This is a genomic window from Candidatus Paralachnospira sp. LCP21S3_A2 (assembly GCF_052118925.1).
Classification (GTDB): Bacteria; Bacillota; Clostridia; order Lachnospirales; family Lachnospiraceae; genus Lientehia.
The window spans coordinates 125,314-148,895 of record NZ_JBQKGG010000004.1 but is presented as its reverse complement, the minus strand read 5'-3'; the positions used below and the strand labels follow the sequence as shown (position 1 = coordinate 148,895).

The window sequence follows — 23,582 nt, the reverse complement described above, 5'->3', positions numbered from 1 at the left end:
GGAAAATTCTCGAAACTTTCAGGATTTTCCCGGTTCTTTCATTTTCCCTCCCCTTGCAACTTTCCTCAATGCGTGTTAAAATATAAAATTGGAGTTTGTATATCTACTCCAAGCATCTTACAGAAAGGAACGTGTACTAAATGACAAAAATAGATATTTTTTCCGGCTTTCTTGGTGCCGGAAAGACCACTCTGATCAAAAAACTGATTGCCGAAGGCTACAAGGGTGAAAAGCTGGTCCTCATCGAGAACGAGTTCGGTGACATCTCTGTAGATGGCGGCTTCTTAAAGGATTCCGGCGTTGAAATCACCGAAATGAGCTCCGGTTGCATCTGCTGCTCTCTGGTGGGCGATTTCCGTGAATCTCTCCACAAGGTCATCGACCAGTTCCATCCGGACCGGATCCTCATCGAGCCCTCCGGTGTCGGAAAGCTGTCTGATGTGATCAAGGCTGTTCAGAACGTTGCCTCCGACGATGTGGTATTAAACGGCTTTACCACCGTTGTGGACGCCTCCAAGGCAAAAATGTATATGAAAAACTTCGGTGAGTTCTTCAATAACCAGATTGAAAATGCCGCCTGCATCATTCTTTCCAGAACCGACGGCATCAGCGAGGAAAAGCTGGATACCGCTCTGTCCATCATCAGGGAAAAGAATCCCGAAGCCGTTGTGATCACAACGCCCTGGGATAAGCTCTCCGGTGCTTCGATCCTGGAAGCCATCGGCCGGGAAACAACACTGAAAAAGACTCTGGCCGGCATGCTGAGCGAGGCTGAGGAAGAGGACGTATGCCCCGTATGCGGCGGCCATCACCATGACCACGACCATCATCATGACCATGACGAGCATGAGCATTGCTGCGATCATGACCACGATCACGATGAGCATGAGCACCACCATGATCACGACCATGATGACCACGATCACTGCTGCTGCGGTCATGACCATGATCATGAGGGACATCATCATCACCATCATCACGGCCATGACGCCGACGAGGTATTTACAAGCTGGGGCGAGGAAACTGCTCACAAGTTCACCGAGGAGGATCTCAACTCCATGCTCACTGCTCTGGAGGATTCCGAGAAGTACGGTATGATCCTCCGCTCCAAGGGCTTTGTTGCCGCCGCAGATGACGGTGACTGGATCTACTTTGACTATACCCCCGGCGAGATCAATATCCGCCGCGGCAGCGCAGACGTGACCGGACGGATCTGCGTCATCGGTTCCAAACTCCGGGAAAATGAATTAAAGGAGCTGTTCCGTCTTGGCTAAACGAAATGAACCTCAGGAGATTCCCGTATATCTGTTCACCGGCTTTCTGGAAAGCGGAAAGACCTCCTTTATTCAGGAAACGCTGGAGGATCCCCGCTTCAACGACGGCGAGCAGACACTTCTCCTCCTCTGCGAGGAAGGCGAAGTAGAATATGATTTCAGTAAATTTGCTTCCCAGAACGTGACCTGTGAGGTTCTCGAAGATGAGGAAGATTTGAACCCGGTCAACCTGGAAATGCTTCTTGCAAAATCCGGAGCAACCAGAGTGGTATGCGAGTACAACGGCATGTGGATGATCACCGATTTCTACGCTGCCATGCCGGAGAGCTGGGCGGTCTATCAGGAATACTGCTTTGCCGACGCCCGCACCATCATGGGCTACAATGCCAACATGCGCCAGCTCACGTTTGACAAGCTGCAGAGCTGCGAACTCATAGTCTTTAACCGGTTCGACAAGTCCATGGATCAGATGGAATTCCATAAAATGGTCCGGACGGCTTCCCGCCGTGCCCAGATCGTCTATGAGCATGCGGACGGCACCACCGAGTATGACGAGATCGAAGATCCCCTGCCCTTTGATATCAACGCTCCCATCATTGTCATCAACAATGAGGATTATGCTATCTGGTATCGGGACATGTCAGAGGATCTGAAAAAGTATGAGGGCAAGACCGTCATGTTCACGGGACGCGCCTTAACCCGCCGCACGGCCTCCAATTTCTTTATCATCGGCCGTCATGTCATGACCTGCTGCGCTGCTGATATGCAGTTCGCCGGTCTGGTCTGCTGCTGGGACAAGAACAAGATTGCTCAGTTAAAGAATGACCAGTGGGTAACCGTCACTGCCACCGTCAACCGCAAGTTCCATACCGCCTACGGCGGCCGCGGCCCGGTTCTTACCGCAAAAGATGTGGTCAACGCAAAAATGCCGGAACCTCAGGTAGCAACGTTCTATTAAAAGCCCTTTCGTTTCATAGGTTTTCTTTTACGCCAAAACCGCACCGGATCTCTCCGGTGCGGTTTTGTTTGGGTTGGGTATATTTGAAAAAGACTTAGAAGCAGGTATAAGCGCCGTCAACGATGATGTCGCTGCCGGTGGTGTAGCCGGAAGCATCGCTTGCCAGATACAGGATTGCGGGAACCAGCTCTTCGGGCTTGCCCATTCTGTGCATCGGCATTAACGGTGTCCATGCATCCTTTAACTCCTGGGGAGTATCAACGGACATGGGTGTTGCGATATATCCCGGGCTTAAGCTGTTTACGCGGATTCCGTAGGGAGCCCACTCCAGAGCCAGAGAACGTGTCATATGCATAACGCCTGCCTTGGAAGCATTGTAGGAGCACTGCCACTGAGGAATATTTGCGATGGTGCCGGACATGGAAGCCATGTTGATGATGCTTCCGTGGATGTTGTTGTCAACCATGATCTTTGCTACGGCACGGGCCATGATGTACTCACCGGTCAGGTTTACATCAATAACCTCTCTCCAGTCCTCAACGGTTGCTTCAAAGGTGCTCTGATGCTTGCAGATACCGGCATTGTTGAATACCACATCAATATGACCGGACTTCTTCATGATCTCAGCCAGAGCTGCGTCAACGTCAGCTTCCTTTGTTACGTCTGCACGTACAAAGTAGCATTTTCCGCCGGCTTCTTCGATCAGCTTAATGGTCTCATCTGCATTGCTTCTTGCGATGATGACAACCTCAGCACCTGCCTTGGCAAGGCCGATTGCTACGGTCTGACCGATTCCGCGGCCGCCGCCGGTTACGATAGCAACTTTTCCGGATAAACCGAATACTTCGTCTAAATAGCTCATAATATTCTCCTTTTTATAATGAAATGTTCTTCATGTACCCGTTTTTACAGGACGCTTTGCCGAATCAGGCTTTATTCTGCATCCTTGTTGATCCTGATCACGCCCTTAACGATGTCAGCCTTCTTTGTGATGCTGTCATCCATGGCCTGCTGCGCATCATCCAGATCATAGATATTGGTAACGATCCCCTTTAAGTTTACCTTTCCGGAAGCAACTGCTTCAATAGCCATCGGGTAAATATGACGATAACGGAATACCGTCTTGAAGGTCAGCTCCTTATCAAGCGCCAGGCTGATGGGCAGTGTCAGCTCACCGGTCTTGGAATAGCCGACTAACACGATGGTCGCACCCTTCTTTGTGCACTGGATTGCCTGTCTTGTGGTGATCTCGGTTCCCGCTGTCTCGATGACAAGATCAGCACCCTTGCCGCCGGTGAGACGCTTCACCTCTTCCACCATATCAACTTCCTTGCTGTTGATCACGCCGGTTGCACCAAGCTCCATGGCCTTTGCCAGACGCTTCTCCATGATATCAACCACATAAACCTTGGAAACGCCCATGGCCTTGCATGCCATCATGGAAACCAGACCGATACAGCCGGAACCGGTCACAACGGCAGTCATGCCTGCCTGTGCGCCGCCCTGTCTTGCTGCATGGAAGCCGACAGCCAGAGGCTCGATCAGCGCGCCCTCCATGGTGCTTACGTTATCGGGAAGCTTGAAGCACAGGTCTGCTTCATGAGCCACATACTCCTGGAATACACCGTCGACGGGCGGTGTTGCAAAGAATACTACATCGGGGCAGAGGTTGTACTTGCCCTGCTTGCAGAATTCACAATGTCCGCAGGTCTTTCCGGGCTCCAGAGCAACCCGGTCTCCCACCTTCAGATTGGTTACATTTTCACCGACTTCAACAACTACGCCTCCGGGCTCATGTCCCAGTACAAAAGGCGGTTTTACCACATAGTCACCGATGGCTCCGGTCTCGTAGTAATGGATATCGGAACCGCAGATGCCAACATAGTCCAGCTTTACCAGAACCTCATCTGCCTTGGGTGTCGGGATATCCCGCTCTGTAAATCCCATCTTCCCGATTCCTTCCATGACTGCTACTTTCATCTTGCCTTCCATGGCCTGTCCTCCTTTACTTCTATCAAAAGTCTACACAAAACTTTTATAAAGTCCTTTATTTAAGTGTCTATATTATCCCACCGACCGGAATAATTGTCAAGTGTTTTGTGTTTTTTTCTTTCTCTAACGGATCTGTTCAAAATACTCTTCCACAAAACGGATCCCGGCCCCGATGGCTGCCGCCTCATGCTTGTAGCGGCCGGTACGCACATAGCCGGTCTGGCTCTGGAAAATCCGGTATGCCGCCATTTTCATCTCCAGCTCTTCCATATAATCCTCCATATAGCCGCCCACATAGCCGCCCAGGATCACATCACAGTCAAAAGCCATCCGCAGGTTGGTGATGGCAATGGCCAGATACTCCAGGTATTCCTCCCACGCCTTTACAAAGTCCTCTTTTTTCTCCAGAAGCCCACGGAAAAACGCATCCAGATCATCTCCCGCCTGTTCCGCCAGTACCTTGGCTGCACAGTAGGAATCCATACAGCCCTTTTTTCCGCAGTAGCAGGGGCGTCCGCCCGGAACCAGCGTCATGTGCCCGAACTCAGCACTTCGGTAGTTGCTGCCCAGATAGATCCCTCCGTTCAGATAGATGGCTCCTCCTACGCTGTTGCTCAGGGACAGATACACCGTATCCGGACCCGTTCCGCGAAGCTCCGCATAGGCGGCTGCATTGGCATCGTTGCGGAAGCTGGTCTTAAAGGGAATGTATTCCGCAATCTTTGTCAGATCAAACTCTCCCAGCTTTAATACATGAGACTGAAGGATCCTCTGATGTTCCTCGTCCACGATTCCCGGAATAGAAATCCCCACACCCAGGATCTTTTCCCTGCTGATCTGGCAGCGCTTTAAAAACAGCTCCAGCAGGCTCCCCAGGTTCTGATAATACGCAGCCTTATCCTCAAAGGCACAGCGGATCCGCTTTTTCTGCCGCACAGTACCGGCTGCGTCCAGAAGGACAAAGCTCACATGATTTCTTGTGATGTCCAGTCCCAGCGCGAACCTCGCCCTTGATTCAATCGACAGGACCTTTGCCTTTCTGCCTCCGGTGGATTCATATTCCCCGGATTCGGTGACGATCCCCTCTTCGATCAGCTCCCGTACCCGCTGAAGCACCGTCGGCATGGAAAAGCCCAGCGCCGATGCCAGCTCCTGCTTGGAAGCTGTTCCATGATGATAGATGTATTTTGCGATGCGGATCTTATTAAGGCGCTTCATCTCTGCATTGCTTGCCTTCTGTTCCATGCTTCCAACCCCTTTATTCTGTCTGCCCTGTGAAGTCCAGTACCTTTCGGTATGCCATCGGCCCGCCGAACAGATCCAGTGCACTTCCGATGGTCACATCCACATGATTCCGCCCCAGTATCCTTACCAGCTCCAGATCAGAAAATCCACTGACGCCGCCCGCGTATGTCACCGGGATCTCTGTAAATCCGCCAAGTACCTCCAGCAGCTCTCTGTCTACACCGGAGGCCTTTCCTTCCACATCCACCGCATGGATCAGAAACTCGCTGCAGCTCCCCGAAAGCTGCTTTAAAACTGCTTCATTCACCGGAAGCTCCGTATACTTCTGCCACCGGTCTGTGACGATCCGGTACTGCCCGTCCTTTTTCCGACAGCTCAGATCCAGAACCAGCCGCTCTTTTCCCACGGCATGGATCATCTTTTCCAGATTTTTTTCCTGAAGCCTTCCGTCTTTAAAAACATAGGAGGTCACGATCACCTGAGATGCTCCCATATCCAGAAATGCTTCTGCATTCTCCGCATTGACCCCTCCGCCCAGCTGAAGTCCGCCGGGATAGGCGGAAAGAGCCAGCGCTGCCTGCGCCTTCGTTGCCTCATAATAGTCCGATCCCGCCGGATTCAGCAGAATCACATGACCACCCCGAAGCCCGTCCCTTTTATAAAACTCCGCATAAAAGGCAGCATCCTGCTCCGCCACAAAGTTCTCCTTTGCCGCACTGCCTGCGTCACGGAGACTTCCGCCCACGATCTGTTTTACTTTTCCGTTATGAATGTCGATGCACGGTCTGAATCGCATGATTTTGCTCCTTGAACTATTTTTATTTCTATAAAAGAAAACCCGGGTCAGAAACATGATTTCATGTTTCCGGCCCGGGTTCCAGTTATCCGTATTTCCGTCATATTATGATCGGGATTTTTCATCCGCCGATCCGTTAAATCTCATTTCCGGAAGTGTTCCGCTGCCCGGCTCTCTGTCCGGAATCCTCGGCCGCCTTCATTATAACACGGATCCGCTTATAAATCAAAATGGTTATGAAGGATACCACAAATCCTTTTAACAGATTAAACGGCAGCACGGCCAGCAGCACAAAGCTCCAGATCCCGGTGATCGCCGGGTTCACAGCAGTTCCCATGCCGATCAGGCCCGCAAGGCTGTCACTGGAGAACAGGTGCAGTACATTCATCAGGATCACTGCCACTGCAAGGATTGCGATCTCCACCAGCACCCCCATCAGAATCGGATGGGCGCCTTTTTCCTTTCCATAGAAGAAAAAGATCGGAAAAGCGACTGCCACGGTAAACAGACCCATAACCAGGAAGCCATGCCATGCCCCCTCAAAGGCCTGGGCATAGGTCGGCAGCAGGACGTAGGCATTTAAGAAGCAGCCGACCGCCGCCATGGTCAGTGTTCCCACCAGCAGTCCGAGGATCGCACCTTTCTTGGTCCGGTTCTTCATGTAGATCAGAGACGCCGGGATCACCAGTGCACAGCCGATCAGCAGGTTTGCCCAGTCGCCGACACCCATGGTGGTCGATCCTTTTAAGAGCAGCTTCAATACGATCTTCAATGCTTCAATGATAAATCCGGCCGCCGGTCCCATGGAAAATGCTCCCACAAGCACCGGGATCTCGCTGAAATCCAGCTCATAAAACGGCGGTGCAAACCAGAGCGGGAACTCCAGATACATAAGGACTGCGGCAACTGCGGACAGCACCGCGATGGTCACCAGATTTTTTACACTGAGCAGCTTTGTTTGTTTCATGTTTTCCTCCTGACTGTTCTTCCTGTTTGTTTCCCTTTTTCAAAGGAACGCCAGAGGATTGTATGCGGCAAACGCTTTTCTTTCATACTAAAAGCCCCGGTATACGTTTTCGTATCCGGGGCTGATTTCCGTTTTTCCAGGCGGTTTTATTTCTCTCTATACGCCTGTGTGCACTGCATACTTTCTTCTCTCATCCAGACTATACTGTCGGTTCCGGAATCACACCGGATCGGCTGCTTTTCGCAGTTCGCGGACTGTACCGCCGGTGGGGAATTACGCCCCGCCCCGAAGAACAATTATTTTATTTTTACGTGGACTAGTATAACACCGATCACCGGATCGTGCAACACCTTTTCTCCTCTTTTTCATATAGTAAACTGAGGCGGCTTCTGCCGTCCATCGAATCTGGGAGGTATTTTTATGGCAACTTTTTACAATCAGGCCACGCTTTCATACAACGGAACCAGTACTGCATCCAACATCACCGCCGGTGAGATCATGGACGCTCTGTCGGTTACCAAAACCGCCCTGTCCACGATCTACCGCCCCGGCGACTCCACCACCTATGTGATCAGCATCGTCAATACCAGCGCAGCCGCCTTTTCCGGACTGACGCTGTCCGACGATCTCGGTGCGTATGCGTTTGGCGGGCAGACCTTAACGCCCCTCACTTACCGGGAGGGAACGCTTCGTTATTACTCCGGCGGCATTCTTCAGCCAACCCCTGTCATCACCGCCGGTCCGCCACTGACCGTCACCGGCCTTACCATTCCCGCCGGAGGCAATGCGATCCTGGTCTATGAAGCAGAAGCCAACCAATCTGCACCGCTTGATCCGGAGGGCACGATCACCAATACCGCAACGGTATCCGGTGAATCCCTGGGCACTCCGATCCAGGCATCCGAGACCATTGCCGTCTCCACCACACCGGTTCTTTCCATCACGAAATCCCTGCAGCCGGCGACAGTGACGGAAAACAGTCAGATCACCTATACCTTTATCATCGAAAATACCGGAAATACCGAAGCCGGTGCCGGGGATCTTGTTTCCGTCACCGACACCTTTACGCCTATCCTGAAATCCATTGCAGTCCAGTACAACGGAGTTTCCTGGACTTCTCCCGAGGACTATCTTTATGATACGGAAACCGGTTTGTTCTCCACTGTTCCCGGCCGGATCACCGTTCCGGCGGCTTCCGCCAAGGCAGATCCCGAAACCGGGCGATGGACGGTGACACCTGGAATCAGTGTGGTAAAAGTGAGCGGGCGGATCTAACAGATAAACGGCGATGCGGGCATGTTTTCAAACTGCCGCACCGCCGTTTAGGCGTCAGTGATTCAGAAGCCTTCCCACACGGGCTTTCCGGGATAGATTTTTGCCTCTTCCTCTCCGCGAAGCACCCGCAGGGCTCCCGCTGCCATGGCTTCCTGCTCAAACTCTCCGGGATAGGAGGTCACGGGAGCGATCCAGCCGCAGCTTTCCTTTATGGTTGCTTCTACTTCGGGAAAGCGCAGCAGACCGCCGGTTAAAAGAATACCGTCCACCTTTCCCCGGAGAACGGCTGCCATGGAGCCGATGTATTTTGTAACCTGGTAGATCATGGCCTTCCAGACGCGGACCGCTTTTTCATCCCCCTGCTCCACCATGGCATGAACCGTATCGGAGTTGGAGGTTCCGAAATAGCTGCTGAGACCGCCCTCCTGGCTACAGAGCCGTTTCATCTCCTCCGGCGTTTTATCCCAGAAGGAACGGATAAGATCTGTCACGGCCATGGAGCCCATTCTGGTCGGTGTAAACGGCCCCTCGCCGCCTCCGGCATCGTTTCCGTCGATCATTCTGCCCTTTTCATGGGCAGTGATCGAGATTCCTCCATCGATGTGGCAGACAATAAAATTACAGTCCTCATAACGCTTTCCCATGGTCTTTGCATGGCGTCTCGCTGTGGCTTTCAGATTCAGCGCATGGGACACGGCACGGCGGTAAACACCATCCACACCGGTGATCCGCGCCAGATCACAGAGCTCATCCACAATGGGCGGATCCATCATGATCATGATCCCGCCGTACTTCTTATGGAGTGCATCCGCCATCTGAACGCCCAGCATGGACGAATGATACAGACCGCCCTTTGCCGCCCTGGTATCCGCGATCAGGCGGTCATCAATCTGATAAATCCCGCCGGGAACTGCATAACAGCCGCCGCCCCGTCCGACAATGGCATCAATTCCATGAAGATCAATGTTTCCATCCTCGATGAATTTATGAACCACCTCCATACGGTAATCAAGCTGATCATTGATCGTCGGAAACCTGCTTAATACCGATGAATCATGGAACACATCCTCTGTAAACACACAGGTATCATTTTCAAACATCGAAAGCTTTGTTGAGGTTGAACCTGGATTGATCACCAGGATTCTGTAATTTTTCATATCCATTTCCTTTCCGTTGTCCTTCAAAATTCTTCCGTTATGATTCTGAATCCTTTATTTCCAGAAATCTGTTTCCTGCTTCAGATTTATATTCTTTACATAAAATACCGGATTTTTTCCGGTCCTTCTCTGTTTCTCAAAATCCGTCAGTGCCCGTTTGACTGTTCCGGATAAAAGCAGGAGCACCGGAATGTTGATAAGCGCCATGACGCCCATGAGCACATCGGAAATGTTCCATAACAGATCCATTTCCATGCCTGCACCAATAAATACCACCGCCGCGCAGACCAGCCGAAAGCCGTTCATAAACCGCTTACTCGGGACTTTCTTATGAATATAGGCCAGCAGATTGTCACAGTAAAAGCAGTTGCCAAGCAAGGTCGTAAAGGCGAACATGATCATGGACACCGTCAGAAAGATCGGCCCGAAGCTTCCCAGGGATTCCTGAAGCGCCGCCTGGATCCAGGGCGCCCCCTGGAGCTCTGCTGTCGGTTCGATGCCGGAGGACAGCCCCATCATGGCCGTTGCCGTACATAATAACAGCGTATCAATAAACACCGAGATCATCTGAACCAGCCCCTGTTTGATGGGATGGCTCACACTGGCCGATGCCGATGCATTGGGCGCCGAACCGATCCCGGCTTCGTTGGAATACAGGCCGCGGCGGATTCCCTGCATCATGGCAGAGCCTGCAAAGCCGCCGAAAATGGCCCTGAAATCAAAGGCTTCCTCAAAGATCCGCCGAAATACCGTCGGAATATAGGACGCATTGATCCCGATGACCACAAAAGACACAAGAATATAGGCAATGCCCATAAACGGCACCATGGTCGAAGTCACCTTTACGATCCTGGAACCGCCGCCCAGCAGGCACCAGCCCGCCAGAACCGCCAGGATCCCGCCGATGATCCAGGGCGTCACTGCCGGATCATAAAACAAAAATCCGGAAAACGTGGACTGGAGATTGTAGGATGCCAGCATATTAAAACCGAAGGCATAGGTGGCGATCATGGAGATACAGAACAGGATCGCCAGCGGCCGGCTGTGAAGCGCCGCCTCGATATAATAGGCCGGGCCGCCGTAACAGCTTCCGTCCGCTCCCCGCTTTTTATAGATCTGCGCCAGCGTGCTTTCTGTCATCGCCGATGCACTGCCGATGATGGCAATGATCCACATCCAGAACACAGAGCCGAATCCGCCGATACAGATGGCAGATGAAACACCGATGATATTGCCCGTCCCCACCCGGGATGCCGTGGAGACCATCAGTGCCTGGAACGAGGACATCTTCTTTTTATCCTCAGGCTTTTCCATGATGGCACGGCAGGCTTCGCCGAACAGGCGGATCTGCGGCAGCTTCGTCCGGATCGTAAAATAAAGCCCAGCTCCGATCAGTAATATGATCAGAAGCCGGTTATACAAAAAAGAATTGATGGCATTGATGGCCGTTTGAATCATAAGCTTCCTCCGTTTTTCTGTATACGAGGTTCAAATGGTCATGATGCTCCGTCCTGATCCGGCGGAGCCTTCTTCCCGGTTTCAGGCTCTGCTTCCGCCTGCTGCCTCCGCTCCCGTCCGTCCCCTGTCATGGGCTGTTTCTTCTGTTTCATCCGTTTTTCTTTGATGTTCATTGATCTTTCTGCGCTCCCGCCTGCTTTTCCCTGTCATACTGCTACTGCTCATCGCGTTTTTACATTATTGCACAACACTATAAGGGACATAGCCCGCGTTTTTCGCTGCCTCCTGTCCCTGAACACTTCTCATTACATTATAGAGAAAACCATGAAAATTACAAGAACTTTCTTTGTTTCTACCTCTGATCTTTTAGCTCTGAAATGCCAGATTGATTCCTTCTGCGATCAGAAAGCTCAGATTTTTAATCTGCTCGTCAATATTTCCCGGCGTCACATACATGGGACCCAGCCGCGGCTCGATCAGCTCCCGCACCATCTGATAGCGTTCTTCCATCGTCATGTCCTCCACCGCCTCAGCCTGATTTCCGGAACCGGCGGCGCGCAGAAGCTCTGCCAGGGCATCCACCGTATCATAAACGATGGCGGCGGCAGCCACAACCGTCGGAACCCCGATGGCAATGACCGGACAGCCAAGGCTTTCTTCGGTCAGGCTGTGGCGGTGATTTCCGACACCGGAGCCCGGGCGGATCCCCGTATTGCTCAGCTGAATTGTGTTGGCAAGACGGCTGACGCTTCTGGCTGCCAGAGCATCAATAACTACCACCGCCTCCGGCTTCGTCTCAGACACAATGCCGCGGACAATCTCGGCCGTTTCCATGCCAGTCTGCGCCATGACTCCGGGAACAATTCCGCTCAGTCCCCGTTCCTGTTCCGCCTCTGCTTCCTGATGCGCTTCCTGATATGCTTCCTGATGCGCTCCTTCTTTCCGGTCTGTTTCCAGCTTCTGTCGTGTGTCTTTCACACACTCTATCTTACGTCCGAGATGTCTGGTGATCCGGATCTGCTCCAGGGTACGGGGCCCCAGCGAGTCCGAAGTCACCTCATGATTTCCCAGCCCCACAACCAGAACGGAGCCGGGGGCTCCTGCTGAGTGCAGCAGTTCCTTTATATAGGAAGAAAGTTCTTCCGACAATGCCCGCTGCCTCCCCGGACTCTGTCTGGCCATTGCTTCCGTTTCCAGTGTGATATAAATTCCCCGGGGTTTTCCAATCGCCCGCGCCCCAATACTATTCAGTACCTCTACTCTGGTGACACGAACACCGGACTCTCTGTGAACCTCCTCTGCCACCGAAACCCCCGGAATCCCCGTTTTCCCCTCCGTTACCGATTCCCTGGCCTCCAGCGCCAGGTCTGTATGCACCTGCTGCATGCTCCCGCTCCTCCTTTTTTGCTGTCCTTCCGTTCTATTTTCCCTTGATTTTTCCCATTTTATGTATTGACATCGGCGTCTTTTTCCTATAAAATGAGATAGTATGTTTACATTGAACTGTCCGTGTCCGGCTTTAATGCAAACCAGATAAAAGATGATTTAATTAAGTTGGAGGTGTACTGAATTGGCAAATATCAAATCCGCAAAGAAAAGAGTTCTCGTAGCTCAGACAAAGGCTGAAAGAAATAAGGCGATCCGCTCTAAGGTTAAGACCATGATCAAGAAGGTTGACGCTGCTATCGCTGCCGGTGACAAGGCTGCTGCACAGGCGAGCTTATTAGTAGCAATCAGCGAGATCGACAAGGCTGCTTCCAAGGGTGTGTACCATAAGAATACCGCTTCCCGTAAGGTTGCCCGTCTTACCAAGGCTGTAAACGCTATCGCTTAGTTTTTAAGCATAAACCAAATAAAGGACTTCACAGAATCCCTGTCGGAATGGTGTGCCGGCAGGGATTTTTTTATAGGAAAATTCGTCCTATGAAATAAAAAACGCTCCGCGGCAATCGATCCTTTTCCATTTTATATATAAATTGGTTTGACTTTCATGTATCAACACGCTATAATAGGCTTTGTTGGTATATATGGAGGTCGCGGAAATCAAGAGTACCGGTTTCACCGGGAAAGGGAAATCCGCCGAAAGCGTTTTTATGATCGCTTGGGCTTGTATCGAACAGGTACAAGACTGTTTCCGGAGTCTGCCAAGCTCCGGAAGAGCGCTGTATTTACTGAAAGGCAGGAAGCACAGGGGGGAATCCTTAACCGTTTCCTACAAGCTCAGACAATATGGGAATCAAATTAAAACGATATTTCGCCATGCGTGATCCAGCGCATGGCTTTTTATATGCCATAAAATCATCACATGTGAGAGGAGAATCAAGCGTGAAAAAGATACGAATCGGTGTCGATGTGGGCGGAACCAACACTGATATCTGCGCCATCGATGAAGCAACCGGCGAGCTGATGGTCTATAAGCTCCCGTCTTCCTTAAAGGATCAGTCTCAGGCCGTTGTGGGCGGGGTAAAAAAGATCGTGGAAAAATACGGTCTTGATTATAACGAGGTGGATCGTTTTATCCACGGAACAACGGTTGCCACCAACGCGATCCTGGAAACCAGAGGTGCCAGAACCGCCCTTATCACTACAAAGGGCTTCCGTGATCTTCTGGAGATTGGACGGCAGAAGCGTCCCGATCTGTATGACCTGCAGATGGACAAGGCTCCTGTCCTCGTTCCCCGAAATCTCCGATACGAGCTTTCGGAGCGTATGAACTACAGAGGCGAGATCCTGGAGGAATTAAAGGACGAAGAAATCTTAATGCTCATCGAAGAGCTGAAGAAGAGCCATGCAGAGGCTGTGGCTGTTCTGTTCTTAAACGCTTACTTAAATCCGGAAAACGAAGCGCGGGTCAAGGAGCTCATTGAAACACACCTTCCCGGCATTTATATTTCCACCTCCAGCGAGATCTCCAACCAGTTCCGTGAGTTTGAACGGCTCTGCGGCACGGTTCTGAATTCCTTCGTCGGTCCCGAGGTGAAAAAATATCTGGACAACCTCCAGAATACCCTGAAGCAGATCGGAATCAAAAAGGTCTATATCAATCACTCCAACGGCGGGCTTATGTCGATCAACGAGGCAGCCACCTATCCCATTAAGACCGGTCTTTCCGGCCCTGCGGCAGGTGTTATCGGCGTACAGTACCTGATGAACCTGATTGATGTAAAAAATGTCATCACCATCGATGTCGGTGGCACCAGCACTGACATCAGCATGATCGTGGACGGCAACATCGAAAGCTCCAAGGATAAGAACATCAGCGGCTATCCCGTGCGGATTCCTTCTATTGATATTTCCACCATCGGTGCAGGCGGCGGCAGCATCGCCTGGGTAGATAATGGCGGAATCCTGAAGGTTGGTCCCCAGAGCGCCGGTGCAGAGCCCGGACCGGCCTGCTATGCAAGAGGCGGCACCGAGGCTGCCATCACCGATGCCCGCGTGGTGCTTGGTCATCTGAACAACAAAGAGCTGTTAAACGGACAGCTTCCCATCGACTCCAGCCTGTCCTTTAAGGCTGTGGAGAAGCTTTCCGAAAAGATCGGCATGAATGTGGAGGAGACCGCCCGCGGCATCATCACCGTCGGTAACTCCAATATCGTAAAGGAAATCAAAAATGTAACGGTAGAAAAGGGCTATAATCCTTCCGATTTCGCTCTGGTGGCCTTCGGCGGCGCCGGTCCGCTCCATGCGGCAGAGCTGATGGAAGAGCTGTCCATGCCCATGTCCATCATCCCCAAGACCCCCGGTCTTCTGGCTGCATACGGACTTTTGACTGAGGATATGCGCCGTGACTTTGTCCAGACCTCCGTTATGGATCTCGGACAGACTGATTTCTCGGTGATCACCACCATGTACGACCGTCTGGAACATGACGCCGATGTATGGTTCGACAAGGAGCAGATCCCCATGGACGAACGCGGACTGGAATATTATCTGGATATGCGCTACAAGGGTCAGAACTACGAGATCTCTGTTCCTTATGATAAGAGCATTCAGAATGTGGAGGCCCTCCGGGAGCGGTTCACCGAAACCTATCTCCGCCTCTACTCCTACACCTCCGCAGACGAGGTTCAGATCGTCAACTTTGGGCTTTCCGCCATCGGACGGATCAGCAAGCCCAGGATTGAGCGCGAGGATTATGTGGGCGAAGACTCCTCTTCCGCTATCATGGGCGAACGCATGGTACTTCTCGAAGACGGAAGCCGTGAAAACTATATGCTTTACGACCGGGAGAAGCTGCACTGCGGCAACGTGATCAACGGCCCGGCCATCGTAGAACAGATGGACTCCACCACCATTATCCTGAACAATCAGAAAGCAGTTGTGGACGAATACTTTAACATGATCATCACAAGATGCGGAGGTGAACACCATGAGTAAGATCAATTCCATTACCCTGGAGGTAATCAGCAACGGTCTTCTCTCCATCGCCGAGCAGATGGGTGTGATCCTCACAAAGACCGCATACAGCACCAACATCAAAGAGCGGAAGGATCTTTCTACCGGTATCTTCGATGCCGACGGACGACTTCTTTCCCTGGCACAGCATATTCCGATCCATTTCAGCTCCTTATTCGGCGCGGTATCGGAAACCTTAAAGCGCTGGGACAAATCCGAAATCTATGAGGGAGATGTTTACATCGCCAACGATCCCTATTACGGCGGCGGTTCCCATCTTCCGGACATTGCCCTGGTGCGTCCTGTATTCTATGAAGGAAAGCTCATCGCCTTCGTGGTCAACAACGGGCATCATGCAGACCGTTCCAGACGAGGACCGACTATCTTCGATGAGGGGCTTCGGATTCCCATTGTAAAGCTTTATGAAAAAGGAAAGCTCAACAAGGACATTTACGATCTGATCCTCTTAAACTTTCAGTTAAAGGAAGAACGGCGCGGCGATATTCAGGCTCAGCTCATCACCAACCAGTTCGGTGCCGACAAGGTCGTGGAGCTCTGCAAAAAGATCGGTCTGGAAACGTACCTGGAATTCTGCGAGGAATGGATCCGCTACGGCGAACGCAAAGCCCGGACGGCCATCAGGAACCTGCCCGATGGCACCTACCGTTTCGAGGATATTCTGGACGATGACGGCATGGGCAACGAGAATCTGGCCATCAAGCTGGCGCTTACCATCGACGGCGACCGGATCAGCTTCGACTTCAATGGCAGCCATCCCCAGGTGCCCGGTCCTTATAACTGTGTGCGGAGCGCCCTGCTGGCAACCGTCTACTATTCCGTAAAGTGCCTGCTGGACAAAACGATCCCCGCCAACTCCGGCTTCTTCGACAGCATCGAGGTCATCTGCGATCCCGGCTCCTTCATATGTGCCAGCGAGCCTGCGCCCTGCTTCGACCGTGAGACAACCACCCAGCGTCTTGCCGATGTGATCTTCGGTGCCTTCGCCCAGATCGATCCGGAGAATGTGATCGCTGCCGGCTGCGGTGCGGTTACCTTCTTCAGCATCGCCGGACAGGATACCCGCTCCGGAAAGCCTTACGTTTATGTGGAAACCATCGGCGGCGGAAACGGCGCCCGTTACAATAAGGACGGACTGGATGCCGTTCAGGTCCATATGACCAACTCCTCCAACCTGCCCATCGAATCTCTGGAAATGGAATATCCGCTTCTTGTAAAGGAATACGCTCTGGAGGAGGATTCCGGCGGTCCCGGCAAGTACCGCGGCGGTCTGGGGATCCGCAGAAGCATCTGCATTCTCCCGGAAAGCCAGGACACTGTTCTTGGTGCTGCCTCCACTGAGCGCAGCAAGACAAAGCCCTGGGGGCTCATGGGCGGTCTCGGCGGTGCAACCTCCTATCTGGACGTAATCCATGAGGGCGAAAAGATCAACTCCACCGACAAGGTCCGCAACGTTCCTCTGGAGCCAGGCGATGAAGTAACCCTGGTTTCTGCCGGAGGCGGCGGCTACGGCGCACCGGAAGCCCGCGAAACTGCAAAGGTTCTGAAGGACTATGACGAAGGCAAGATCAGTCTGGATACGATGAAATCCTGCTATCCGGCTGCTTATAAAGCATACAATAAGGAGGAAACAACATGAGTAATGAAAAAGAAACCAAAAAGGTCAGCTTTCCCGTTGCCATCGTGACTCTGGTGATCATGGTCGCTGTTATGGCATTTGGCTTCCTGATCTCCAAATGGATCTGGGGCAGCGCCCTCTCTACCGTAACCGTATTCATCATGGTTCTGCTTGCCATGGTCCTGGTTGCCATGTGCGCCGGCTTTAAGCTAAACACCATCCAGGAGGCACTGATCGCCGGCTGTCAGAAGGCCATTCTGGTCGTTCTGATCCTGCTGACCGTCGGCATGGTTGTCGGCACCTGGATCGTATCCGGCGTTATCCCCTCCATCATCTACTACGGACTGAAGATCCTTCATCCGTCCGTATTCCTGCTGGTAGGCTTCCTGATCTGCTGCATCGTTTCCTTCTTCACCGGAAGCTGCTACACCGCGGTTGCAACCCTCGGTGTTGCATTTATGGGAATCGGCTCCGGTCTTGGAATCGGGGCTGGCTTAACCGCCGGTATGGTTGTATCCGGAGCCATCTTCGGTGATAAGATGTCTCCCTTCTCCGATACCACCAACCTGGCTCCCGCAGCCGCAGAAACCGATATTTTCCTGCACATCAAGTCCATGCTGTACACCACGGTTCCTTCTCTTTTGATTGCCTGCGTGCTGTACTTCGTCCTTGGACTTGGCTACAGCTCCGCCAGCATTGATGTCGAAAACGTAAACTCCATCATGGACGGAATCACCTCCACCTTCCGCGTGAATCCGTTCCTTATGCTGATCCCGGTTTTAACCATCGTTCTGGTTATCAAGAAGGTTCCTGCATTCCTGGCACTGCTGGCCGGTGCAGTCATGGGCCTGATCGTTGCCTTCTTTGCACAGCCCCAGTTTGAGGCCGCTCAGATCTTAAATTCCATGGCAACCGGCTTCAAAGCCGAATTTGCCAACGATATGGTCGGAAGACTATTCAACCGTGGCGGCGTCTCCAGCATGATGACCACCGTTTCCCTGACTCTGTTCTGCCTGGCATTCGGCGAGCTGATCACCAGGATGGGCGTTCTTTCCGCCATTCTGGATAAGCTTGGAAACCTGGTGAAAAAGCCTGGTCCTCTGGTATTCACAACCCTGATCTCCTGCCTGCTGACTGTTATCCTGACTGCCAGTCAGTATGTGGCGATCCTGCTTCCCGGCGAGATCTTCCGTGATTCCTACAAGGAGGCCGATGTTGCTCCCTATGTTCTTTCCAGAACCCTGGAGGACGGCGGTACCATCTTCTCCTATCTGATTCCCTGGTCTGCAGCGGCAATCTATGTGTCCTCCACGCTTGGTGTGACTACACTGGATTACCTGCCCTATGCGTTCCTTCCGATCCTCTGCCCGATCTTCGCGATCATCTATGCTGCCACCGGCTTCGCTCTGTTTAAGACAAACGGCGCGCCCGTAAAAGGCAAAGGGCCCTGGTTCAGCAAGAAGGAAAAGCTGGAAGCACAGAAAAAGTAAAGAATCGTTTTTTGTTTCATAGGACACACTTTCCTGTGAAACAAAAAAATCCCCCCGTTTCCTTCCCCTGCCAGACTGCATCGGTTTCCGATCGGAGCCGATTGGCTGGTATGGGTGAAACGAGGGGATTTTTTATTTGTATTACTGTTTTCTGTCTTTCTTGTCTATTCTTATGTTCTCTTGGAAAACTCCATGATCACAAGCTCTGCCGCAAGCTGATCGTTCAGACGTCCGGTCTTGACCGCTTCTTCGCAGGAAACGCATTTTTCCACATACGACCGGAGTTTTTCTCCGGAAAAGGCTCTTGCCTGAGTCATGACCTTTCCGGCAACAAACGGCTGGAGCCCGACTTTTTTGGCTATTTCATCCTTACCCTTTCCGATGCTCATCAGCTCTTTTACACTTAACAGCTGATTAAACTGCCTTGCGATCAGAAACAGGATCCGCATGGGCGGTTCCTTCAGTGCCAGAAGATCATAATATTCGTCCAGCGCCGCCTTCTGCCTTCCTGCCGCAATGTTGGTGATCATGTCGAAGATCTTTCCGGTGATCTGAACGGAACAGACTGCCTCCACATCAGCCGGAACAATTCCCTCCCGCCCTTCTGTATAGGCAATCAGCTTATCCAGCTCATTTTTGATCAGCTCCATATCATCGCCCACTGAACTTAAAAGCAGCTCCATGGCACCCTTGGTGATCTTACGGTTCTCACGCTTCAGGATCTGAAAAATCCAGGTTTTCAGCAGGCTCTCCGGCTGCCGTGAAAGCTCTGCCACATAGCCCAGATCCTTCACCTTTTTATAAAGCTTATTGCGCTTGTCCACCTGCTCTTCCACAAACAAAAGCACCGTGCTTTCCGGCATGGTCGGCAGATAGGATGCCAAAGGCTCCGGATCCTTCTTGAAGAGTCCGCTGTTTTCCACAAGGATCAGCCGTTTTTCCGCAAAAAACGGCATGGTGTCCGCCAGGCTGATGATCTCTGTAAGATTTGTTTCCTTACCATAAAAGCTCTGGAAATTCATCGTATCATCGCCAAGGATCGCCTCTTTCAGGAGGTTTTTATAATTCCGCTTCAAAAAGGCCTCTTCCCCGTAAAGACAGTACACCGGGCAAAAGCTCCGCTCCTTGATATCCTGATTTAATCGTTTCATTTATTCCGATACTCTTCAAACTGAGCTGCAGTTGCATAGGAAGCAATGGCACCGTTCCCCTGGACGCTGTATTCGCAGTAACGGTTAGAAAACAGCAGATACTGCTCCAGCTGCTCTTTCGTCAGATCCTTTAAGGTATCCACGGTCACACCGTCTCTGGAAAGCTGATACAGGAACGAACCGATGAACGCATCTCCGGCTCCCGTGGTGTCAATTGCCTTCACCTTTCTGGAGGGTGCAGACGCTCCTGCAGTCTTTGTATAGGCCTCTGCGCCGTCAGAGCCCTTGGTATAAACCACAAGCTGAACATTTCCCTGGAACAGAATATCCTCTGCATCGCGGATCTCGGTCTTTCCGGTGATGAACTCCAGCTCCTCATCCGAGATCTTCAGCACATGGGCATAAGGAATAAATTCCAGAATTGCCTTCTTTAAGTCATCCAGATGACCCTTCCACAGGGGCAGGCGGATATTGGGATCAAAGCTGATCATATCCCCGCATTCCAGTGCATAGCTGATGGCCTTTCTGTGTGCCTCCTTCATCGGGAAATTCCCCAGACAGAGAGAACAGAAATGAAGCGCATACGCATCGGCAAACCATTCCTTCTGTACCACCTCAGCGTTCATGAGCATGTCCGCACTGGGCTTGCGATAGAAGGAGAATTCCCGGTTTCCGTCCTCCATCAGAGACACAAACGCCAAACAGGTATTCGCCTCCTCCGTACGAAGCACATGGCTTACATCGATCCCGTGTCCGATAAATTCATCTACGATCCGGTCACCAAACGCATCATCACCAAGCTGAGTTACCATAGCCGCCGGACCGCCGAGTTTAATATATGCACCGCAGACATTGGCAGGCGCACCGCCGACCACGCCCTTGAAATCCTTAACCTCTTTCAGTTCACAGCCGATCTGATGAGGTACAAAATCAATCAAAGCCTCTCCAATCGAAATTAATCGCTTCATAATATCCTCCTAAATCGTTATTCCACCCTGCAGGATTTATGCTTCTGCAGGACAGTCTTTCCTTTATTATATTTCATTTCCGGGTGTTCTTGCAACCACTTTTCTTTTCGCAAATACAGGAAAGCTATCGCTCGCTTTTCCTGTGTTTCTTTCATCCCGGTCATTGCCTGCTCCGGCGCCAGCGATATTCTCACAAGTTTTTAATTTCATAGGACGAACTTTCCTATGAAATAAAAATATACCTGATAATCTCACCGAAACCAGAACCTTACTGCCCCTGCTTCATCCGTCCTCCAGATCCGGCAGCCCGCCTGTTCCAGACGGTCCAGTGTTTCTTCTGCCGGATGTCCGTAGCGGTTCTTTCGTCCGCAGGAAATCACTGCATATTCCGGCGCGGACGCCTTTAAAAATTCCTCTGAGCTGGTTTTCCCCGAGCCGTGATGGGGCACCTTTAACAGTTCCAGGGATCGGCGGCAGACTGCCAGCTCCTCCGGGGGATTTTTGAGCAGCTCTGTAACCGCTGTTTCTCCGCTGCCCTCCAGATCTCCGGTAAACAGTACATCGGTATCCCGCCAGGACAGCCATAACACCATGGATCGTTCATTTTCTTCATTTTCGCTTTCTTCCGCTTTCTCCGGCCAGAGGCAGGTCATCTTCATTTCTCCGATCGTTAACTCATCTCCCTGCGCCAGCTCCAGGATCTCGGTTCCCTGTTCTCCGGCTTCCCTGCCAAGCTCCGACAGTCCTTTCCGGTTGTCCCAGCCGAACGGCAGCACCAGATATCGGATCCGTCTGTCTTCCAGAAGCTCCTTGATTCCACTTATATGATCACTGTCTCCATGGCTCACAAATACCAGATCCAGTCTTCCGACTGCCTGGCTGTCCAGAAACGGTCCCAGCGTATAGCTTCCGAGCTTTCCTTCATCACTGCTGCCGCCGTCGATCAGCATGGTTGTTCCGCCAGGTGTCCGGACAAAGCAGGAATCTCCCTGGCCGACATCCAGAAAGGAAACCTCCATGGCCCGTTTCGGTATATCAATCAGACAGACCGGCAGAGCGAACATGAGAATCCAAAACCATCTCCGTTCCGATTTTTTTCCGGCTTTTTTATCTCTCCTTCGTGCCTCTGTCCTTCGTGACTCTCTCCTTCGTACTTCTGTCCTCCGTGACTCTTTCCTTCGTGCTTCTTCCTGTGCTTCCCGGTTTTTCTTCCGGATCCACCGGTAAAAGAATATCAGCAGGAGCACATAACCGATCATCTGTCCCCGTCCCGGTTCTCCGGTACGCCAGATTGCCTCCGGAAGCTTTAAGCTTTGCTTCCCCAGCCACTGATACAGCTTCAGGATCTTTTCCGCTGGTAATGCACTTCCCCTTCCGATCCAGAAGCAGCCTTCCCCCAGTCTCCCGGAGAGCATTCCGGACACCGCACAGATCATACCCGCAACCGCCACAACGGAAAACAGCGGCAGAACCATTCCGTTTAAGAACAGGGCATAAACCGGAATCTGATAAAACGTATGCGCCTGAACCGGCCAGGTCACAAGCTGCAGCGACAGTCCCGGTAAGGTAAGATCCAATACCCGCTTCCGCAATTCCTTCCGCGTGCCTCTCCTGTTTTTTCCACCGCTGCCTCGATTCTCCCTCTCTTGTAACAGTTCCCGCTCCGCAAATGCTTTCATTTCCGGATATAAGACTCCCAGAGCCAGAATTGATGCACAGGAAAGCTGAAATCCGCCCTGGAAGATCAGAAACGGATTTTTCATGATCAAAATCAGCCCGGCAAGCCCCAGTGCCGACGGTACATCGTATTCCCGTCCCAGGGTCTGTCCGAGGACATAAACCGCCAGCATAAGAGCCGCCCGTGCGGCGCTGCTGCCCTCTCCGGTCAGGATCACATAACAGCCTGCCATTCCCATGCACGCCAGTGCAGATATTCCATAGGAAATCCCAAGCCTTTTCCGGAGCAGACGAAACAGGCCAAGCCCGGCCAGAGACACATGAAGTCCGCTGATGGCCAGCAAATGACCAATCCCACACTCCTCATACAAAGCCCGGAGCTCTGAATCCACCTCCCACTTTTCGCCCAAAACCATTCCCTTCAAAAGTCCGGCCGTTTCATGATCCCTGCATACGCGTTCAATTCCCCCGGACATCTGCCGACGCAGCTTCCGCATACCGCTTCGCAGCCCTGGAAGCCATCGAAGCAGCCCGGTTGTTCCACCGGAAGCCTCCAGAAGTCTGTCGGCCTGTGCCAGCCCGGAGATCCCCATGGCCTGGTAATAAGCCCTCCCGTCAAATTGTCCGGGATTTCGTTTCTCCTTCGGGAGCCGCAGCTCTGCCTTCAGAAAAATGGTCTTTCCTTCCTGCACCTGGGCAAAAAAATCCTCCGGAAGCACTTCCCTCTCCCACAAAACCAGAAGTCCGCCAGCCATCAATCTCTCCCCGGATTCCGATTTCCCCGTTTCCGAAATCCGGCAATCCCGCAGGATCAGGCGCACCTCCTCCTGCCGTTCTTCCATTCTGCAGACCGTTCCGGTCACTGCCGCAGTCTGCTTATCCCATCTTTCCGGAAGCACCTGAACGCTCCGCAGACTCTGTCCGTACCGCAAAAATCCCAAGACAAAAAAGCAGGGCAGAAGAAGCCATAATGACCGATTCTGCCCTGCCTGTTTTTCTTTTTCTCCAATATAGAACCACACTGCAAGCAGCAGACTGATGCCTGCCAGTCTTCCTGTGATCCCGCCGCTTTTCGCCAGCACCTCTCCAAATGCCGCAGACCCGAAATACCATAAAAGCGGTCTGTAAATCAAATTTCCT

General features: G+C 52.1%; 19 protein-coding genes and 2 riboswitches. Of the genes, 7 read left to right on the top strand and 12 right to left on the bottom strand.

The genetic code is table 11. The features are described from left to right. Positions 1-140 precede the first annotated feature (140 nt). Positions 141-1,274, top strand: a complete 1,134-nt coding sequence (locus ACTQ3K_RS05395; RefSeq protein WP_441566216.1) for a CobW family GTP-binding protein — start codon at positions 141-143, stop codon at positions 1,272-1,274. Next, positions 1,267-2,232, top strand: coding sequence for a TIGR03943 family putative permease subunit (locus ACTQ3K_RS05390; RefSeq protein WP_441566215.1), 966 nt, complete (start codon positions 1,267-1,269; stop codon positions 2,230-2,232). The genes ACTQ3K_RS05395 and ACTQ3K_RS05390 overlap by 8 nt, the downstream gene beginning before the upstream one ends. 94 nt (positions 2,233-2,326) lie before the next feature. Here the strand turns inward: ACTQ3K_RS05390 and ACTQ3K_RS05385 are convergent, their stop codons facing one another. The 5 genes from ACTQ3K_RS05385 to ACTQ3K_RS05365 form a co-directional block, all read right to left on the bottom strand. After that, entirely contained in the window at positions 2,327-3,094 is a 768-nt protein-coding gene (locus tag ACTQ3K_RS05385) for an SDR family oxidoreductase (RefSeq protein WP_441566214.1), read from the bottom strand. A gap of 71 nt (positions 3,095-3,165) precedes the next feature. Beyond that, positions 3,166-4,224: an NAD(P)-dependent alcohol dehydrogenase gene (locus tag ACTQ3K_RS05380; RefSeq protein WP_441566213.1), complete on the bottom strand. Its 1,059-nt coding sequence runs from the start codon at positions 4,222-4,224 to the stop codon at positions 3,166-3,168. A 123-nt stretch (positions 4,225-4,347) separates the two neighbouring features. Continuing rightward, entirely contained in the window at positions 4,348-5,469 is a 1,122-nt protein-coding gene (locus tag ACTQ3K_RS05375) for an ROK family transcriptional regulator (RefSeq protein ID WP_441566212.1), read from the bottom strand. Positions 5,470-5,482: 13 nt separating this feature from the next. Continuing rightward, positions 5,483-6,265: a phosphoribosylformimino-5-aminoimidazole carboxamide ribotide isomerase gene (gene hisA / locus ACTQ3K_RS05370; protein WP_441566211.1), complete on the bottom strand. Its 783-nt coding sequence runs from the start codon at positions 6,263-6,265 to the stop codon at positions 5,483-5,485. Between the two features lie 136 nt (positions 6,266-6,401). Then, complete coding sequence (locus ACTQ3K_RS05365; protein WP_441566210.1) at positions 6,402-7,232, bottom strand: ECF transporter S component; 831 nt, start codon at positions 7,230-7,232, stop codon at positions 6,402-6,404. 178 nt (positions 7,233-7,410) lie between these two features. Then, a riboswitch (FMN riboswitch) is annotated at positions 7,411-7,529 on the bottom strand. A 123-nt stretch (positions 7,530-7,652) separates the two neighbouring features. Here ACTQ3K_RS05365 and ACTQ3K_RS05360 point away from each other — a divergent pair. Then, positions 7,653-8,507, top strand: coding sequence for a hypothetical protein (locus tag ACTQ3K_RS05360; RefSeq protein WP_441566209.1), 855 nt, complete (start codon positions 7,653-7,655; stop codon positions 8,505-8,507). A 62-nt stretch (positions 8,508-8,569) separates the two neighbouring features. On the opposite strand, the gene buk is transcribed toward ACTQ3K_RS05360, so the two are convergent. The 3 genes from buk to gpr form a co-directional block, all read right to left on the bottom strand. Next, positions 8,570-9,664: a butyrate kinase gene (gene buk / locus ACTQ3K_RS05355; protein WP_441566208.1), complete on the bottom strand. Its 1,095-nt coding sequence runs from the start codon at positions 9,662-9,664 to the stop codon at positions 8,570-8,572. A gap of 54 nt (positions 9,665-9,718) precedes the next feature. Then, a complete protein-coding gene (locus tag ACTQ3K_RS05350) occupies positions 9,719-11,122 on the bottom strand; it encodes an alanine/glycine:cation symporter family protein (RefSeq protein ID WP_441566207.1) in 1,404 nt (467 codons plus the stop codon). 366 nt (positions 11,123-11,488) lie between these two features. Then, positions 11,489-12,508, bottom strand: a complete 1,020-nt coding sequence (gene gpr, locus ACTQ3K_RS05345; protein WP_441566205.1) for a GPR endopeptidase — start codon at positions 12,506-12,508, stop codon at positions 11,489-11,491. A gap of 184 nt (positions 12,509-12,692) precedes the next feature. Here gpr and rpsT point away from each other — a divergent pair, with 184 nt between their 5' ends. The 4 genes from rpsT (at position 12,693) to nhaC (ending at position 18,646) form a co-directional block, all read left to right on the top strand. Then, positions 12,693-12,956 (top strand): 30S ribosomal protein S20, encoded by a 264-nt coding sequence (gene rpsT, locus ACTQ3K_RS05340; protein WP_441566204.1) that lies wholly within the window; start codon positions 12,693-12,695, stop codon positions 12,954-12,956. 186 nt (positions 12,957-13,142) lie between these two features. Further along, positions 13,143-13,295, top strand: a riboswitch (Lysine riboswitch). Between the two features lie 152 nt (positions 13,296-13,447). Beyond that, positions 13,448-15,502 (top strand): hydantoinase/oxoprolinase family protein, encoded by a 2,055-nt coding sequence (locus tag ACTQ3K_RS05335; RefSeq protein WP_441566203.1) that lies wholly within the window; start codon positions 13,448-13,450, stop codon positions 15,500-15,502. Beyond that, a complete protein-coding gene (locus ACTQ3K_RS05330; protein ID WP_441566202.1) occupies positions 15,495-17,177 on the top strand; it encodes a hydantoinase B/oxoprolinase family protein in 1,683 nt (560 codons plus the stop codon). The genes ACTQ3K_RS05335 and ACTQ3K_RS05330 overlap by 8 nt, the downstream gene beginning before the upstream one ends. Continuing rightward, complete coding sequence (gene nhaC / locus ACTQ3K_RS05325) at positions 17,174-18,646, top strand: Na+/H+ antiporter NhaC (RefSeq protein ID WP_441566201.1); 1,473 nt, start codon at positions 17,174-17,176, stop codon at positions 18,644-18,646. Before ACTQ3K_RS05330 ends, nhaC begins: the two co-directional genes overlap by 4 nt. Before the next feature lie 170 nt (positions 18,647-18,816). Here the strand turns inward: nhaC and holA are convergent, their stop codons facing one another. From holA to ACTQ3K_RS05305, 4 genes are all read right to left on the bottom strand, one after another. Then, positions 18,817-19,797, bottom strand: coding sequence for a DNA polymerase III subunit delta (holA, locus tag ACTQ3K_RS05320; RefSeq protein ID WP_441566200.1), 981 nt, complete (start codon positions 19,795-19,797; stop codon positions 18,817-18,819). After that, positions 19,794-20,765, bottom strand: coding sequence for a carbohydrate kinase family protein (locus tag ACTQ3K_RS05315; RefSeq protein WP_441566199.1), 972 nt, complete (start codon positions 20,763-20,765; stop codon positions 19,794-19,796). The genes holA and ACTQ3K_RS05315 overlap by 4 nt, the downstream gene beginning before the upstream one ends. A gap of 66 nt (positions 20,766-20,831) precedes the next feature. Continuing rightward, positions 20,832-20,975 (bottom strand): hypothetical protein, encoded by a 144-nt coding sequence (locus ACTQ3K_RS05310; protein WP_441566198.1) that lies wholly within the window; start codon positions 20,973-20,975, stop codon positions 20,832-20,834. A gap of 41 nt (positions 20,976-21,016) precedes the next feature. Continuing rightward, positions 21,017-23,575, bottom strand: a complete 2,559-nt coding sequence (locus ACTQ3K_RS05305; protein WP_441566197.1) for a ComEC/Rec2 family competence protein — start codon at positions 23,573-23,575, stop codon at positions 21,017-21,019. Positions 23,576-23,582 lie beyond the last annotated feature (7 nt).